This is a genomic window from Rhodococcus sp. As11 (genome assembly GCF_048957735.1).
GTDB lineage: Bacteria > Actinomycetota > Actinomycetes > Mycobacteriales > Mycobacteriaceae > Rhodococcus > Rhodococcus gordoniae.
In genome coordinates this window covers 44,254-58,135 of sequence record NZ_JARDJE010000006.1, presented here as the reverse complement: position 1 = coordinate 58,135, position 13,882 = coordinate 44,254, and the positions used below count along the sequence as shown (strand labels likewise).

Annotated in this window: 12 protein-coding genes; 7 read left to right on the top strand and 5 right to left on the bottom strand. The window is 68.3% G+C overall.

Features of this window, described 5'->3' with window-relative positions:
- Positions 1-76: 76 nt before the first annotated feature.
- The 3 genes from PV766_RS09845 to PV766_RS09835 all read left to right on the top strand — a co-directional run bounded on the left by PV766_RS09845 (position 77) and on the right by PV766_RS09835 (position 2,531).
- Positions 77-1,051 carry a pseudouridine synthase gene (locus PV766_RS09845; RefSeq protein ID WP_421096944.1) on the top strand — a complete coding sequence of 325 codons (975 nt, stop codon included), beginning with the start codon at positions 77-79 and terminating at the stop codon, positions 1,049-1,051.
- A gap of 75 nt (positions 1,052-1,126) precedes the next feature.
- A complete protein-coding gene (locus tag PV766_RS09840) occupies positions 1,127-1,915 on the top strand; it encodes a hypothetical protein (protein WP_371053593.1) in 789 nt (262 codons plus the stop codon).
- 115 nt (positions 1,916-2,030) lie between these two features.
- Positions 2,031-2,531 carry an AAA family ATPase gene (locus tag PV766_RS09835; protein WP_242496750.1) on the top strand — a complete coding sequence of 167 codons (501 nt, stop codon included), beginning with the start codon at positions 2,031-2,033 and terminating at the stop codon, positions 2,529-2,531.
- A 77-nt stretch (positions 2,532-2,608) separates the two neighbouring features.
- Here the strand turns inward: PV766_RS09835 and PV766_RS09830 are convergent, their stop codons facing one another.
- Positions 2,609-3,523: a hypothetical protein gene (locus PV766_RS09830; RefSeq protein ID WP_421096943.1), complete on the bottom strand. Its 915-nt coding sequence runs from the start codon at positions 3,521-3,523 to the stop codon at positions 2,609-2,611.
- A 100-nt stretch (positions 3,524-3,623) separates the two neighbouring features.
- Here PV766_RS09830 and PV766_RS09825 point away from each other — a divergent pair, with 100 nt between their 5' ends.
- On the top strand, positions 3,624-4,823 hold the full coding sequence (locus tag PV766_RS09825) for a sensor histidine kinase (protein WP_255162375.1): 1,200 nt from the start codon (positions 3,624-3,626) through the stop codon (positions 4,821-4,823).
- Positions 4,784-5,461 carry a response regulator transcription factor gene (locus PV766_RS09820; RefSeq protein WP_255162373.1) on the top strand — a complete coding sequence of 226 codons (678 nt, stop codon included), beginning with the start codon at positions 4,784-4,786 and terminating at the stop codon, positions 5,459-5,461. Before PV766_RS09825 ends, PV766_RS09820 begins: the two co-directional genes overlap by 40 nt.
- A gap of 67 nt (positions 5,462-5,528) precedes the next feature.
- Here PV766_RS09820 and ychF read toward each other — a convergent pair whose 3' ends face one another.
- Positions 5,529-6,608 (bottom strand): redox-regulated ATPase YchF, encoded by a 1,080-nt coding sequence (gene ychF, locus PV766_RS09815; protein ID WP_421096942.1) that lies wholly within the window; start codon positions 6,606-6,608, stop codon positions 5,529-5,531.
- 36 nt (positions 6,609-6,644) lie between these two features.
- Entirely contained in the window at positions 6,645-7,082 is a 438-nt protein-coding gene (locus PV766_RS09810) for a hypothetical protein (protein ID WP_006550691.1), read from the bottom strand.
- A 154-nt stretch (positions 7,083-7,236) separates the two neighbouring features.
- Here PV766_RS09810 and PV766_RS09805 point away from each other — a divergent pair, with 154 nt between their 5' ends.
- On the top strand, positions 7,237-8,478 hold the full coding sequence (locus PV766_RS09805; protein WP_421096941.1) for an AI-2E family transporter: 1,242 nt from the start codon (positions 7,237-7,239) through the stop codon (positions 8,476-8,478).
- 7 nt (positions 8,479-8,485) lie between these two features.
- Here PV766_RS09805 and PV766_RS09800 read toward each other — a convergent pair whose 3' ends face one another.
- Positions 8,486-11,464 carry an AAA family ATPase gene (locus PV766_RS09800; protein WP_421096940.1) on the bottom strand — a complete coding sequence of 993 codons (2,979 nt, stop codon included), beginning with the start codon at positions 11,462-11,464 and terminating at the stop codon, positions 8,486-8,488.
- Positions 11,461-12,639 carry an exonuclease SbcCD subunit D gene (locus PV766_RS09795; RefSeq protein ID WP_421096939.1) on the bottom strand — a complete coding sequence of 393 codons (1,179 nt, stop codon included), beginning with the start codon at positions 12,637-12,639 and terminating at the stop codon, positions 11,461-11,463. The genes PV766_RS09800 and PV766_RS09795 overlap by 4 nt, the downstream gene beginning before the upstream one ends.
- 77 nt (positions 12,640-12,716) lie before the next feature.
- Between PV766_RS09795 and PV766_RS09790 the strand changes: the two genes are divergently transcribed.
- Positions 12,717-13,880, top strand: coding sequence for a DNA recombination protein RmuC (locus tag PV766_RS09790; RefSeq protein WP_421096938.1), 1,164 nt, complete (start codon positions 12,717-12,719; stop codon positions 13,878-13,880).
- Positions 13,881-13,882: the final 2 nt, after the last annotated feature.

Here is a 13,882-nt window from a genome sequence, read left to right as displayed (position 1 = left end):
TGCGCCGCTTCCCGGACGCATCCCCGCATCACCGTCCCTCACCCGAGGCGCAACCCGTTCCCGGTTCGATGGGAGGATGGGGCACGTGCCGATGCCCTCGCCGTTGCCCGTCAGGAACGGGGTCGGGCCCACGCGATTGCGTGTTCCCACCTCGGGCCCGTGGGCGACGGTCGCCGAGTACGTCGTCGCACGATTCGATCACCTGGACGCCGACGATCTCTACCACCGCTTCGACACCGGCGAGATCGTGGGGATCGACGGAGAACCGATCGGCCGGAGCACCGAGCTCGGAACGCACCGATTCGTCTGGTACTACCGCGATCTGCCCGTCGAGGAACCGGTACCGTTCCACGAGGAGATCCTGCATATCGACGACGACCTCGTCGTCGTCGACAAACCGCACTTCCTGCCGACCACGCCGGGTGGACGGTATCTGCGCGAGTCGGCGCTCGTCCGGCTACGGACGCGTCTCGACAACCCGGATCTGACACCGATCCACCGCCTCGACCGGGCGACCGCCGGACTGGTGATGTTCTCGGCCCGGCCCGCAACCCGCGGCGCCTACCAGTCACTGTTCGAGAGGCGCCGGGTCACCAAGGTGTACGAGGCGGTATCGGCTCTTCCGGCGGAGTGGGATCCGGCAGCGCCGCGGATCGCCGGACGTCCGGTACCCGTGCTGTACCGCAATCACATCGAGGCGCGCCGCGGCGAGCTGCGCGTCGTCGTCGACGACACCCGCGAACCCAACTCCGAGACGCTGCTCGAGGTGCTCGGGTCGGGCGTGAGCAGATCGGGACGAACCGTTCTGCACACCCTTCTCCGCCCGCACACCGGCCGCATGCACCAGCTGCGCGTGCATTTGGCGGCGCTCGGCATCGGAATCCTCGGCGACCACTGGTATCCCGTCCTGCTGCCCGAGACACCGGACGACCATTCGCTCCCGCTCCAACTGCTCGCGCGGGAACTGGAATTCGTCGACCCCCTGTCGGGCGCCGAACGCCGGTTCGTCACTCGGCGCATCCTGGACGAAGCGCCGGTTTCGGAGGGCTGAGGGCGGTCGAGCGGATTCCTGCTCGATCCTCCGAAAGATCCGACGTGCCCGGCTCCACGAAATACGCTGGTAGGCATGACCAAGGTCGTCGACGGTTACCTCCGGTCACCACTGTCGGGCATCGCACCGTGGATCCTCATGTCCGTCCTGTCTGCCCCGGGGCGGTTCGAAGAAGCGGTGTGTTTCGCTCTCGGTCTCGTCCTGTTGACGATGTGGGCAGGCATGCGCCGCGGCGTGAAGATTCACGCCCTCGATGTGTTCGGCGCGGCGTTCTTCGTCGTGCTGGCCGCGGTAGGCCTGATCGCATCGGACGGGGTGATCGACTGGATGGAGATCTGGGCCGGTGAACTCACCAACATCGCGCTCGCTGTGTTCGTCTTCACCACCCTGATCGCGCGCAGGCCGTTCACCCTTCCTTATGCGAAGGAGGAGACGCCCCAGGACTACTGGACGTCTCCTCTGTTCATGAAGATCAACTATGTGATTTCCGCGGTCTGGGCGGGTGCGTTCACCTTCTCCGCCATCGTCGGGCTCATCGGTGACGCCGTGATGCGCGACCCGGGCAACTTCTGGACCGGTTGGGTGCTCCAGCTCGCGGCGATCTTCTTCGCGGTCTCCTTCACCGAGTTCTATCCGGACTACGCCGGCGCGCAGTTCGCGGCGACGCAGGGTGAGTCCGAACCTGCCCCGTCCATCCTGAGGCTGATCGACTGGTTGCCGACCTTCGTGCTGGTCGCAGGGATCTTCGGGTGGGTCACCGATTCGGTACCCGACGCCGTCGGAATAGGCATGATCATCGTCGGCATCATCGGAAGCGCGGTGCTCGGCAGACTGTCACCGAAGACCGAGAAGGCCTCCACCTGACGCGGTGCCCCGACACCCGGGGCGTGTGGATTGTGTCGTGTCCGATCCGATTCGGATCAGCGACGAGCGGAGCGTACCGGTCTCGATGTCAGTGGCGGTGTGTACCGTCGGCCCGGTGGCAGCGAACAGGACGCGAGGACCTCGCGTCCTGATGATGTGCGGGCCGGCCGGTGCCGGCAAGAGCACCTACGCCAAGCGCCTGGAGCACGAGGGCTGGACGCGTTTGTCATATGAGGTGGAGTTCTGGCATCGCGGGATCACGACGATGCCCTCCGCCGACGTCGTTGCCGAGGTGGCGGCAGATCTGAAGGCGCGCTTGCTGCGCCTTGTCGCGGCGGGAAACGATGTCGTGCTCGACTTCGGATTCTGGTTCCGGCGACAACGTGACGAGTTCCGCACACTGCTCGCACCGCAGGGCATCGTGCCGGAGACCGTGTACATCGCGACGGATCTCGAGACCATCCTGGGCCGGCTCGGCGACCGGCACGGGAGGTGGGCGGACGATTGGCCGCTGACCGAGCGGACGGCGACGGAGTACTTCGAGCGGTTCGAACCTCCGACGTCGGAGGAGGGACCGCTCGAAGTGGTTCGCTGGGGCGTGGCCCGCGCGGAATGACGCTCTGCCGCTTCCTCACCCGGTGCACCCCGGACGAAGCGCAGATGTGGGGAAGCTGAGCGCATTCGGGCGAATTCTCATGTCCGTCCTGTCGGCTCCGGGGCGGTTCGGCGGCCGTCGAGCACGACCGGCCGGCCCAGCATGCTGTGCAACGTCCACCCCGCAACCAGACCCAGCGCGAGCATGAGTACCCCACTGATCGTGGCATGCCCGGGGATGTCGGCGAGATCGTGTGGCACCACCGTCAGCACCAGCGTGTACGTCCCTATCGAGAAGAAGGGCGCACCGGCAAACCATACGCACACCGCCGCCGATGTGTTCCCGCGCCGCTGGGCGTAGGCGAGGGACGGCACGACCGCAACAGCCGCCCCGATCAGAGTCGCGTCGGCGACACCCGTGCCACCGAAACCCGACTCGACGAAACCCATGATCTTCGAGGCGATGACACCACAGGCGAGTGTGGCTGCGACGAGCAGTATGCGGCCGTCGCCGGAGGCACGACGGATTCGAGGCACGTAGTGGGCGCGTGCATCGAGTGCGAAGTTCGTGAGCAGCGAGACGCCGAGCACGAAGAAGCCTGCGTAGACCACAGACCACACCCAGGTTTCGAGTACGACGGGTTCCTCCGCCGGCGCGGTCGCGTCGACTCCGAGCGCGAGCTGTACGGGCAGACCGACGACGATGACCGCGAGGAAACCGGATGCGATCCACATCGGCACCAGGATCACCACGTCCGGAACGCGCCGGCGCCACGACGCGATGAACGCGACCGCGAGGAACACGGCGTACGAGTCCATCGCCGCCGTACCCAGATTCATGACCCACATCGTGGTGCCCCACTCCGCCGCGGCAGGACCGAGACCTACATCGAAGCCGCTCAGCCAGGACAGTTTCAGAGCGAGATAGGGCAGGCAGGCCAGGATCGACACGGCTGTCAGGACTCGCTGTATCGGGACGGGTGCGTGCTGTACAGGTGCAGAGATCGTGTTCATGTTCCGACGGTCCCGCTTCCCGGATCGGATCACCTCCCCCGAGAGACGGGTTCGTTCTCCCCCGTGTGGGGGAGGCACCGCGCGCCCTCCATGAGGTTCAATGACCGATGTGTCGGTGACGATCTCCCGTGTCCTGCTCGCCGGCGTGCACGTGCTCATCGGTGCGGCCGCGGCGTCGTCGGTTGCCGCTCTGGGCGTGCTGTTCGGTGCGGCGATCGCAACGAACATCGATCTCGGGCGTTGGGAGATCACCGTGGCAGTGTCGGCGCTCGGTGCGCTCACGATCGTCGTCGTAGGCGCGGTCCTCACCGCGCCGGGCGTGAGATCCCTCGAGGTCACCGCGGCCCGGACTCTCCTCGACGTCACCGTGCCCGATACCCGCGATCCACACGACTGGGCGGCACGCCGGCAAGGTCTGTGGTGGGCGCTGACCAGCATGGCACTCGGTTCCGTTGCACTCATCGCACTGCTGATCGGTCTGCCGAGTGGGGTGGGTCTGTTCTTCCCTGCCGAGCGGGTCGGATCGGCAGGGATTCTCACCGGCATGCCGACACCGGTGCGCGCGGCGATCGGGCTGGGCGCGGTGATCGTCGCCCTGGCAGTGCTCGTCGGCACCGCGATCCTCGAGCGACGACTCGCTCCGATGATGCTCGCACCGACCGCCACCGACCGTCTCGACGAACTTCGCGCAGCGAACACCGAACTCACGTGGCGCACACGCCTCGCCCACGAACTGCACGATTCGATCGGCCACACACTCACGGCCATGACCGTGCAAGCACAGGCAGCCAAAGCCGTTTCGCAGGAACAGAATCGGCATCTCGACGCGATCGAGGAACTCGGCCGTGCGGCTCTCGCACAGCTGGACAACACCATCGGCCGGCTGACCGCACCGAGCGACGATGCACCGGCCCGGGGGCACCCCCTCGAGGAGATACGGTCGATGGCCGATCTTGCCGGTGCCGACCTCGTCGAATCCGGTGATCCGCCGAAGCGACTCGTGGAACCCACCGCGACCGCAGCAGTAGAAGTGGTGCGCGAGGCGTTGACCAATGCACTCCGCCACGGCGACGGCCACATCTGCGTCGAACTGAACCACGGCGACATCCTGGACATCCTCGTGCGGAACGGGATCGCAGATTCCACCGGCTCCCCCGGTCCGGGTGTCGCTTCCCGTCGCCGAGGCATGGGATTGACGACGATGCGCACCCGCGCCGACCACGCGGAGGGCACTCTCACCATCCACGAGGAGGACGGATCGTGGATCGTACGGGCACGATTCCCGCTGGAGGGATCGTGATCAGGGTCGCGGTGGTCGACGACGATCCACTCGTGCTCGACGGTCTCGCGACGATCCTCGGGGCGGTCGACGACCTCGACGTGGTCGCGACCGCCACCGACGGCGTCGGCGCCATCGAACTCACCGAGAAGCGCGACGATATCGACGTGCTGCTGCTCGACGTCCGGATGCCCCGACTGGACGGTCTCGAAGCGGCGCGCCGAATCGTGCGATCGCCCGAAGCACCGGCGGTGGTCATGATGACCACCTTCGACGACGACGCCTATCTCGTCGAGGCGTTACGGCTCGGAGCCTCCGGTTTCGTCCTCAAACGCAGCGGAGCCACGGAATTGGCGAACGCGGTACGTACCGTCGCAGGTGGTCGTTCGGTCCTCTTTCCCGAACGAGTACGCGATCTCATGTCGACGCCGCGCCACCGTGCCCGAAACGGACCGGCGCTCACCCCGACCGAATTACGAGTTCTCGAGGCGCTGGTGCGAGGTGCCGAGAACCGTGAGATCGCCGAAGCGCTCCACGTCACCCGGGAGACGGTGAAGACACACGTGTCGTCGATCCTCGCCAAATTCGGTGCGCGCAACCGCACACACGCGGCAGTCCTGGCGCTCGACGCCGGTCTCGTCGACGGCTCCGGAGTGTAGGGGCAGCGCCCTCGATCGACCGGTCCGAGCTGCGCACGATCGCGAGGAGTGGAGATTCGGCACGCTGCTATACGTTGAAGCGGAACTCCACCACGTCGCCGTCGGCCATGACGTAGTCCTTGCCCTCCATGCGGACCTTACCCTTGGCCTTCGCCTCGGCCATCGAACCGGCCGCGTCGAGGTCGGCGAAGGAGACGATCTCGGCCTTGATGAAGCCGCGCTCGAAGTCGGTGTGGATCACGCCGGCCGCCTTGGGGGCGGTGTCGCCCTTTCGGATGGTCCAGGCTCGCGATTCCTTCGGACCCGCCGTCAGGTAGGTCTGCAGACCGAGTGTGTGGAAACCGGCGCGCGCGAGCTGCTTCAGACCGGCCTCGGTCTGGCCGATGGATTCGAGCAGCTCCATCGCCTCGTCCTCGTCGAGCTCGAGGAGCTCGGACTCGACCTTGGCGTCGAGGAAGACCGCGTCGGCCGGGGCGACCGCCTGACGCAACTCTTCCTTGCGCTCCTCGTTGGTGAGGACGGCTTCGTCGGCGTTGAAGACGTACAGGAACGGCTTGGCGGTGAGCAGGTGCAGGTCGCGCAGCAGCTCGCTCTTCACCTCGGCCTGGGCGGAGAAGATGGTGCGGCCGTCCTCGAGGATCGCCTGCGCCTTCTTCGTCTCCTCCAGCTGGGCGACGAGTTCCTTGTTCTTGCGGGATTCCTTCTCGAGTCGCGGCAGTGCCCGCTCGATCGTCTCCAGGTCGGCGAGGATCAGCTCGGTCGCGATGACCTCGATATCGGCCATCGGGTCGACCTTGCCGTCGACGTGGACCACGTCCGGATCGTCGAACACACGCACGACCTGGCAGATGGCGTCGGCTTCGCGGATGTTGGCGAGGAACTTGTTGCCCATGCCCTCACCCGCGGAGGCGCCCTTCACGATGCCGGCGATGTCGACGAACGAGACGGTCGCCGGGAGGATGCGCTCGGAACCGAAGATCTCGGCGAGCCGGTTCAGCCGCGGATCGGGCAGTTCGACGACGCCGACATTGGGCTCGATGGTGGCGAACGGATAGTTCGCGGCCAGCACATCGTTCTTGGTCAGCGCATTGAACAGCGTCGACTTGCCGACGTTGGGAAGACCGACGATTCCGAGGGTAAGGCTCACGGAATCGGTATTCTACGCGGCCACCCCCGGCTCACTTCACCCGCACGCCACGCGCACCAACTGCGCGATGCGCGCAGCCTGATCTTCGTCGGGCACGGTCGATCCGTTGGCCGCGACTTCCTGAACCTTCGCGTTCACTTCCTGGTCGGATGCACCCTCGTCGATGAGAGGGCAGGTCTCGGTGACGATGGACTCGATGTCCTGCGTCTCCCGGTCGGCCGACAGCTGCGGGTAACCGGTGCGGAAGGCCGCGACGAAGACGTCGAGCTTCGCCTTGTCGAAGATGTCGCCGGCCCGCTCGGCCGCGCTGGACGCGACGCTCTGCACCGACGAGATGGCGCCCTCTGCCTGCTCCTGAACGCTCGTGACCGCGACATCCGCCGAGGAGCGCACGTCCTCGTCGCTGGGAGTGTCGTCGGAGCTGCACGCGGTGAGCGCGAAGGCGGCGGCGATCGCCACAGTCGCAGCGGACACACGCAGACGTCGGGTCGTGCTCGTTCGGTTCGTCACGTTTCGAGAATGCCACGGACGGGGACCCTTCATCGCCGTTTCCGTCGTGTCGTCCGGATCACGCGCGGCGCTCGGTGACCGTAGATTGGCGACTGTCGATCGGTATCGAGCTCGATACATGTCGGAAGGACCGTCGTTGACCGAATCGAAGACCGCGCCCCGCGGCAACAGCAGTGAGAAGCCGTCGGTGACACCCGACCGGGCAAGCCTGCTGGGCACGGGCGGAATCTGGCTCGCCAAGTGGTCGGCCTGCCTCGTCGTCATCGCTGCTGCCGCCGTGGTGATCGGCTGGATCATCGAGAAGATGTGGGTGATCGTACTGCCGGTCGCGCTCGCGATCGTCGTCTCCACGATTCTGTGGCCCCCCACCCGTTTCATGACCAAACGTGGCGTGCCGCCGGCCGGCGCGGCCGGCCTGACCCTCGTCATGTTCTTCGCGGTCGTCGGCGGCATCATCGCCGGGATCGTGCCTTCGGTGGTGTCCCAGATGCCCGACCTGGCCAACAAGGCCACCGAAGGCATCAACACCGTGCAGGAGTGGGTGAAGGGACCCCCGATCAATCTGCGCGACGAGCAGCTCGACAATGCCGTCCACGCGGTGGTCGAGCGAGTGCAGGGCAGTGCCGCCACGATCGCCGGGGGTGTGTTCTCCGGCGTGAGCACGGCAGGTTCGCTGCTCGTCACGCTCGCTCTCGTCCTTGTGCTGGCGTTCTTCTTCATCAAGGACGGCCCGCGGTTCCTGCCCTGGCTGCGCAGGGTGAGCGGCCGCCGCGCCGGACGCCATTTCGACGAGATCCTCAGGCGGATGTGGACCACGCTCGGCGGGTTCATCCGCACGCAGGCCCTGGTGAGCTTCATCGACGCTCTGTTCATCGGTATCGGCCTGGTGATCCTCGGAGTGCCACTCGCCCCGGTGCTGGCGATCCTCACGTTCATCGGCGGGTTCGTACCCATCGTCGGTGCGTTCGTCGCAGGTGCGCTGGCCGTGTTGGTGGCGCTCGTCGCAAACGGCTTCACCACGGCGCTCATCGTGCTCGTCCTCATCATCGCGGTGCAGCAGATCGAGGGAAACGTGCTGCAGCCGGTGCTGCAGTCGCGGTCGATGAATCTGCATGCGGCCGTGGTGCTGCTCGCGGTGACGGCGGGATCGTCGTTGTTCGGCATCATCGGCGCGTTCCTGGCCGTTCCTGCTGCGGCGGTGACCGCGGTGGTCATCCGCTACATCGGCGAACAGATCGACGAACGCGCCCGGGAGGGAGAGGACGAGACGAAGGCACTGCCGGCTCCGGGCGACACCTCGGTGCCCGATCCGAAGAACGCCAAGCCTGCCCCGCCGGAGCCGGCCGCCTCCGAGGAGTGAGGGACGGTCAGCTCGCCACGCGGACGGTGGATCCCGAGCGGCCACGGATCACGTGCAGCCTGCTCGGGATGCGCTGACGCATCTCGTCGACGTGACTGACCACACCCACCACGCGGCCTCCCGCGCGTAGTTCGTCGAGCACACCCATGACGGCCTCGAGGGAGTCGGCGTCGAGCGAGCCGAACCCTTCGTCGATGAACATCGTGTCGAGCACGAGCCCACCGGCCTCGGCGGCGACGACGTCGGCGAGCCCGAGGGCGAGCGCGAGCGACGCCTGGAAGGACTCCCCTCCCGACAACGTCTTCGTCGACCGCACGGCGCCGGTGTACTCGTCGTGGATGTCGAGGCCGAGACCGCCGCGACGGCCACGGCTCTCGACCGCGTCGGAATGCACGAATTCGTAACGGCCACCGGACATCCTGCGGAGCCGTTCGGAGGCCGCGTCGGCGACCTCCTCGAGTCGTGCCGCGAGCACGTACGAGCGGAGCGACATCTTCTTGGCGTTCGAGCCCATCCCGGCCACGACGTCGGCGAGCGCGGACAGTTCGGCGTGCTCGTCGAGCAACGGAGCGAGTTCGGCGCAGGCCTGCTCGAGCCGCCGGGTGTAGGTCTCGATGTCGAGGTGCCGGCGCTCGGCCTCGGTGGCCGCACTCAGAGCGGCTTCCACCGCGGCGGCACCGTCGTCCACCACCGTGCGGGCCGCTGTCACGTCGGCGACCTCGTCCCCGGTGAGGGCGGCGATCGCGGGGTCGTTCAGCGTGGAGCCGGCGACGGCGCGTTCGTCGTCGGCAGCACGCAGGACGCGGTCGATCTCGGCGAGTCGCTCGGGCCGCCGGACCGCGGCGAGAGCACTGTCCAGGTGAGCGAAACCCGCCTCGACGGCAGCAGTGCGGGCGTCGGCGGCACGCTCGTCGGCGGCCGTCCGCGCCTGGAGGGCCGCGGTGCGGGCATCGAGAAGTGCGGTCGCGGCGGCGGACAACGCGGCGACCGCCCTGCGCCGGGGGGCGAGCAGATCGAGGTCGCCGACGGCCTCGACGATGCGCTCGGTGATCTCGGTGATCTCGGCGGCGCGGACTGCGTCCTCGCGCGCGAGATCCGACAGTTCGGCGTCGAGCCGCTTCTCCTGCTCGGCCAGGACGGTGTCGCGCTTGCGCAGATCCTCGACCACCGCGCGCAGGTGGTCGAGCCGGCCCGCAACGGTGGCGGCCTCGTCGTGGGCGCGAACCGCCTCGGCGTGGGCGGCGGTGAGCTCGGCGAGTTCGACGTCGCCGCAACGCTGCCGGAGAACGGCGACGATCCCGGCGAGGTCGGTGGCGGCCTCGCGCGCCTCGGCCAGCGCGGTGGCGGCGCGCTGCTCGGCGGCGTGGGCGCCTTCTTCGTCGGCCTTCGTCGCGGTGTCGGGCGCCGGGCGGGCAGGCGCGGGATGTTCGGTGGAACCGCAGACCACACACGGTTCTCCGTCGGTGAGACGTGCCGCGAGTTCGGCGGCCATCCCGTCGATCCGCCGTTGCCGGACGTCGAGGTGCGCAGCGCGCGCCTCGTTGAATTCGGAGTGCAGCTGCAGCACCCGGCCTTCGAGGCGATCGAGTTCGGTTCGGCGCGAAGCGAGTTCGACGGCTGCCTCGAGTGCGTCGGCCGCGTGGGCGCGTGCGGTCGACAGACCCGCGAGCATGGCCGCTGCCCGCTCGGCCTCGGCGACCGCATCGGCGGCGGCGGCCGACCGCTCGGGCAGCGCGACACGCTCGTCGATCACCTGCTGCCGCTCGTCGGTGAGGGCACGCCGGCGCCCGGCGCGATTCTCGCGCTCGGCTTCGATCTCGGCGAGGCGGCGCCGGCGGTCGAGGAGGACATCGAGACGCGCTGCCTCCGAGGACCATTGCTCGCAGCGTGGGCGGATGATGTCGCGATCGGCGGCGGACGGCGTGGGCCCGATCGCGGCGAGCAGTTCGCGACCCTCGTCGTCGTTCCCGAGCGGCACCGCGGCGGCCTCGGCACGGGCGGCAGCCGCCTCGGCCTCGCGTGCGAGGCGGTGGGCCTCCCGATCGACGACGGTCACACCCACCGCTCGATGCGCGGCGTCGCGTTCGGCCGCCATGGCGGCACGCTGCGGCTGCGTCTGCTCGAGTTCGGCGAGGACGTTCAGTGCCTCGCGGCGCCGGCGGAGTCGGTCGGCGAGAGCGACGACCTCGTCGAGCCTGCGCCGATTGGCTTCGTCGACGGTGCGGACCCGCGCGAGCGCCGCGGCGGCGGCGTCGCGGTTCTCCGCGGCCTCGGCGAGAAGCCGACCGGCCCATTCCACCGGGTCGGCGTCGGCGCCCGCTTCGATCCCGGCGGACGCGGCGACCTTCGCCGCGAGTACTTCGACCTTCTTCTGTTGCTCGGCAAGCAGTTTCGTCCCGGCTCCCCGGCGATCACGGAACCATTGTTCGACGTCTCCGAAACGGGTGGTGTCGAACAGTCGCTCGAGCAGCCTGCCGCGCTCCTCGCTGCCTGCGCGCAGGAACCGGGCGAAATCGCCCTGCGGCAGAAGCACCACCTGGAAGAACTGTTCGGCGCTCATTCCCAGCAGCGACTTGACGACATCGCCGATCTCCGGGATCCGCGACAGGTTCTCCCCCGACCCGTCGAGCCACGTGAGAGTGGCTTTGGCCTGTTGCTTGATCGTGCCGGTGCCGCGCAGCTTCGGGCGCTCGAACTCGGGGCTGCGTTCGATACACAGCCGGCGACCCGCGATGGTCGCTTCGAGCCGGACCTTCGGCACCGCACCTACACGCGCGTGGTCGGACAGCAACCGGCGGCCGTCGGCACGCGCCCCGGGGACGGTGCCGTAGAGCGCGAATGCGACCGCGTCGAGGATCGACGTCTTACCCGCGCCCGTCCGACCGTGCAGCAGGAACAGGCCGTCGGCGCCGAGTTCGTCGAAGTCGATCTCGACGGTCTCGGCGAACGGACCGAAGGCCGCGATCTCGAGGTGGTGCAGTCTCATGCCGACACGTCCGTTCGCCACGACGCGCCGTTCTCGTCGCCGATACCGCGACGGCGGTCGACCTCCCTCAGCGCGTCGTCGATCCAGTCGCGCTCGCGCTCGGACGGTTCGGAACGCACATCGGTGAGGAACGACGCGGCGATGTCGCGGTCGCTGCGCCCGCGCACCTTGTCGCGATAGCTGCCCTCCGTGGACCCGGCCGGTCGCTGCCATTCGACATGCACGGCACAGGGGAACCGCTCCTGCAGGCGACGCATGGCATCGAGCGGGCGGATCGCGTCGGTCAGCACCGCGGAGACGTAGTGATCCTCGACCCCGGCATGCGCCGGATCGGCGAGCAGATCGTCGAGTTCGCCTTCGAGACGGGTGAGTTCGCGGATCACCGGAAGATCGACACGCTCGACGGACGCCGCACCGGATGCGTCGAGATCGACGACGAACACCGCCTTGCGGTGCGAGCGCTCGCCGAAGGAGTACGGCAACGGGGATCCCGAATACCGGACCGTCTCGCTCACCGTCTGAGGAGAGTGCAGATGACCGAGTGCGACGTAGTCGGCGCCGTCGAACGACGACGCGGCGACCGTCTCGACGCCACCCACGGAGATGGACCGCTCGGAGTCGCTGGGCTCGCCGCCGACGACGAAGGCGTGGGCCAGGACGACGGTGCGGCCGTCGCGATCCGCGGCGTCGGCGTGCACGCGTTCCATCGCCGCGTCGAGGATCTGCTGGTGCGAGCGGGCCTCCGGGACACCGAGCTCGGCCCGGGCGATCTCGGGCTCGAGATACGGGATGCCGTAGAAGCAGACCGGGCCGTGTTCGTCGTGCAGGACGACCGGGCTGCCGATCTGCGACACGCGGGTGATCAGGTGCAGACCGCCGTGCGCTGCGAAAGCGGCCCCCGCCCCGAGCCGGACCGGCGAATCATGGTTGCCGGAGGTGGCGACGATGATCGCCCCCGCTTCGCGGATCGCCTCGAGTCCTGCATTGCACACGGCCACCGCATCGGAACTGGGGATGGACCGGTCGTACACGTCGCCCGGCACGACCACCACGTCGATCCCGCGTTCGGCCACGAGATCGGCGACGGCCCGCAACGCACGCGCCTGGTCGGCGAGCAGGTCGACACCGTGGAAAGTGCGGCCGATGTGCCAATCGGAGGTGTGCAGGATCCGCATGGCACAGACGGTAGAGGAGAGGACCGACATCCCCGGATGCCGGGTGGATGTCGCCTCGATGCGGCATCATCCGCCCCATGACAGCACTCACGGCACTCGGCCTGCTCGTCGCACTCGGTCTCGGGGTGGTGCTCGGCTGGCTGCTCCGAGCCTCCCGCGACGGCGAACGCGCAGTCCGTGCCGAGGCCCGGCTGGCGGCCCTGCGCGACAACGAGGAGCAGTTGCGCCAATCGCTCGCTGCGGTGAGCGAGGACGCCGCCAGGCGGCAGTCCGGTGCCATCGGCGACCAGGTGTCGCGACTCGTCGGCCCGCTGAACGAGGCGGTGGGGGCGCTCGCCCGACAGGTCGAGCACGTCGAACGCAACCGCGTGCACGCCTACGCGGGGTTGAGCGAGCAGGTCGAAGGCATGCACCGCGCGTCGCAGCTGCTGTCCACACGCACCCAGCAGCTGGTCACCGCTCTGCGCGCGCCGCAGGTGCGCGGACGGTGGGGCGAGATCCAGCTCGAACGAGTCGTCGAGCTCGCCGGGATGGTGCGGCACTGCGACTTCGACACCCAGGTGAGCAAGGACGGCATGCGCCCCGACCTGGTGGTCTACCTCGCCGGGGGCAAGCAGATCGTCGTCGACGCGAAGGTGCCCTTCGCCGCCTATCTGGATGCCGCCGAGTCCGAGGATCCCGACGAGCGCGACCGTCACCTCACGCGCCACGCACGGCAGCTGCGCACCCACGTCGACCAGCTGTCGGGCAAGGCCTACTGGGAGTCCTTCGACCCGACGCCCGAGTTCGTCGTGCTGTTCGTGCCGGGCGATCCGTTCCTCGACGCCGCGCTGGGCGCCGATCCCGATCTGCTCGAGCACGCCTTCACCCGGAACGTCATCCTTGCCACCCCGACCACGCTCGTGGCGCTGCTGCGCACGATCGCCCACACCTGGCGGCAGGAAGCACTCTCCCGCGATGCGGCGACCATCCACAGGCTGGGCCGTGAGCTGTACCAACGGCTCGGTGTGGTGGGTTCGCACCTCGACCGGCTCGGCAACCAGCTCGGCAAGGCGGTCGATTCGTTCAACCTGACGGTCTCGTCGATGGACACCCGGGTGGGAGTGACGGCCCGCAAACTCCACGACCTGGAGATCTTCGACGGCGAGGTGCCCGAGGTCCAGCGTGTCGACGCGTGGCCGCGTCGCAGCACCCTGACAGAACGAGCCGTCGCGGACGGTCCTGTCGACGAAGCGAGCTGACA

What these genes read in the sequence shown, in the direction of transcription:
- PV766_RS09845 (WP_421096944.1), top strand. Translation starts at nt 77, where the DNA reads ATGGGGCACGTGCCGATGCCCTCGCCGTTGCCCGTCAGGAACGGGGTC.
- PV766_RS09840 (WP_371053593.1), top strand. Translation starts at nt 1,127, where the DNA reads ATGACCAAGGTCGTCGACGGTTACCTCCGGTCACCACTGTCGGGCATC.
- PV766_RS09830 (WP_421096943.1), bottom strand. Translation starts at nt 3,523, where the DNA reads ATGAACACGATCTCTGCACCTGTACAGCACGCACCCGTCCCGATACAG.
- PV766_RS09825 (WP_255162375.1), top strand. Translation starts at nt 3,624, where the DNA reads ATGACCGATGTGTCGGTGACGATCTCCCGTGTCCTGCTCGCCGGCGTG.
- PV766_RS09805 (WP_421096941.1), top strand. Translation starts at nt 7,237, where the DNA reads ATGTCGGAAGGACCGTCGTTGACCGAATCGAAGACCGCGCCCCGCGGC.
- PV766_RS09800 (WP_421096940.1), bottom strand. Translation starts at nt 11,464, where the DNA reads ATGAGACTGCACCACCTCGAGATCGCGGCCTTCGGTCCGTTCGCCGAG.
- PV766_RS09795 (WP_421096939.1), bottom strand. Translation starts at nt 12,639, where the DNA reads ATGCGGATCCTGCACACCTCCGATTGGCACATCGGCCGCACTTTCCAC.
- PV766_RS09790 (WP_421096938.1), top strand. Translation starts at nt 12,717, where the DNA reads ATGACAGCACTCACGGCACTCGGCCTGCTCGTCGCACTCGGTCTCGGG.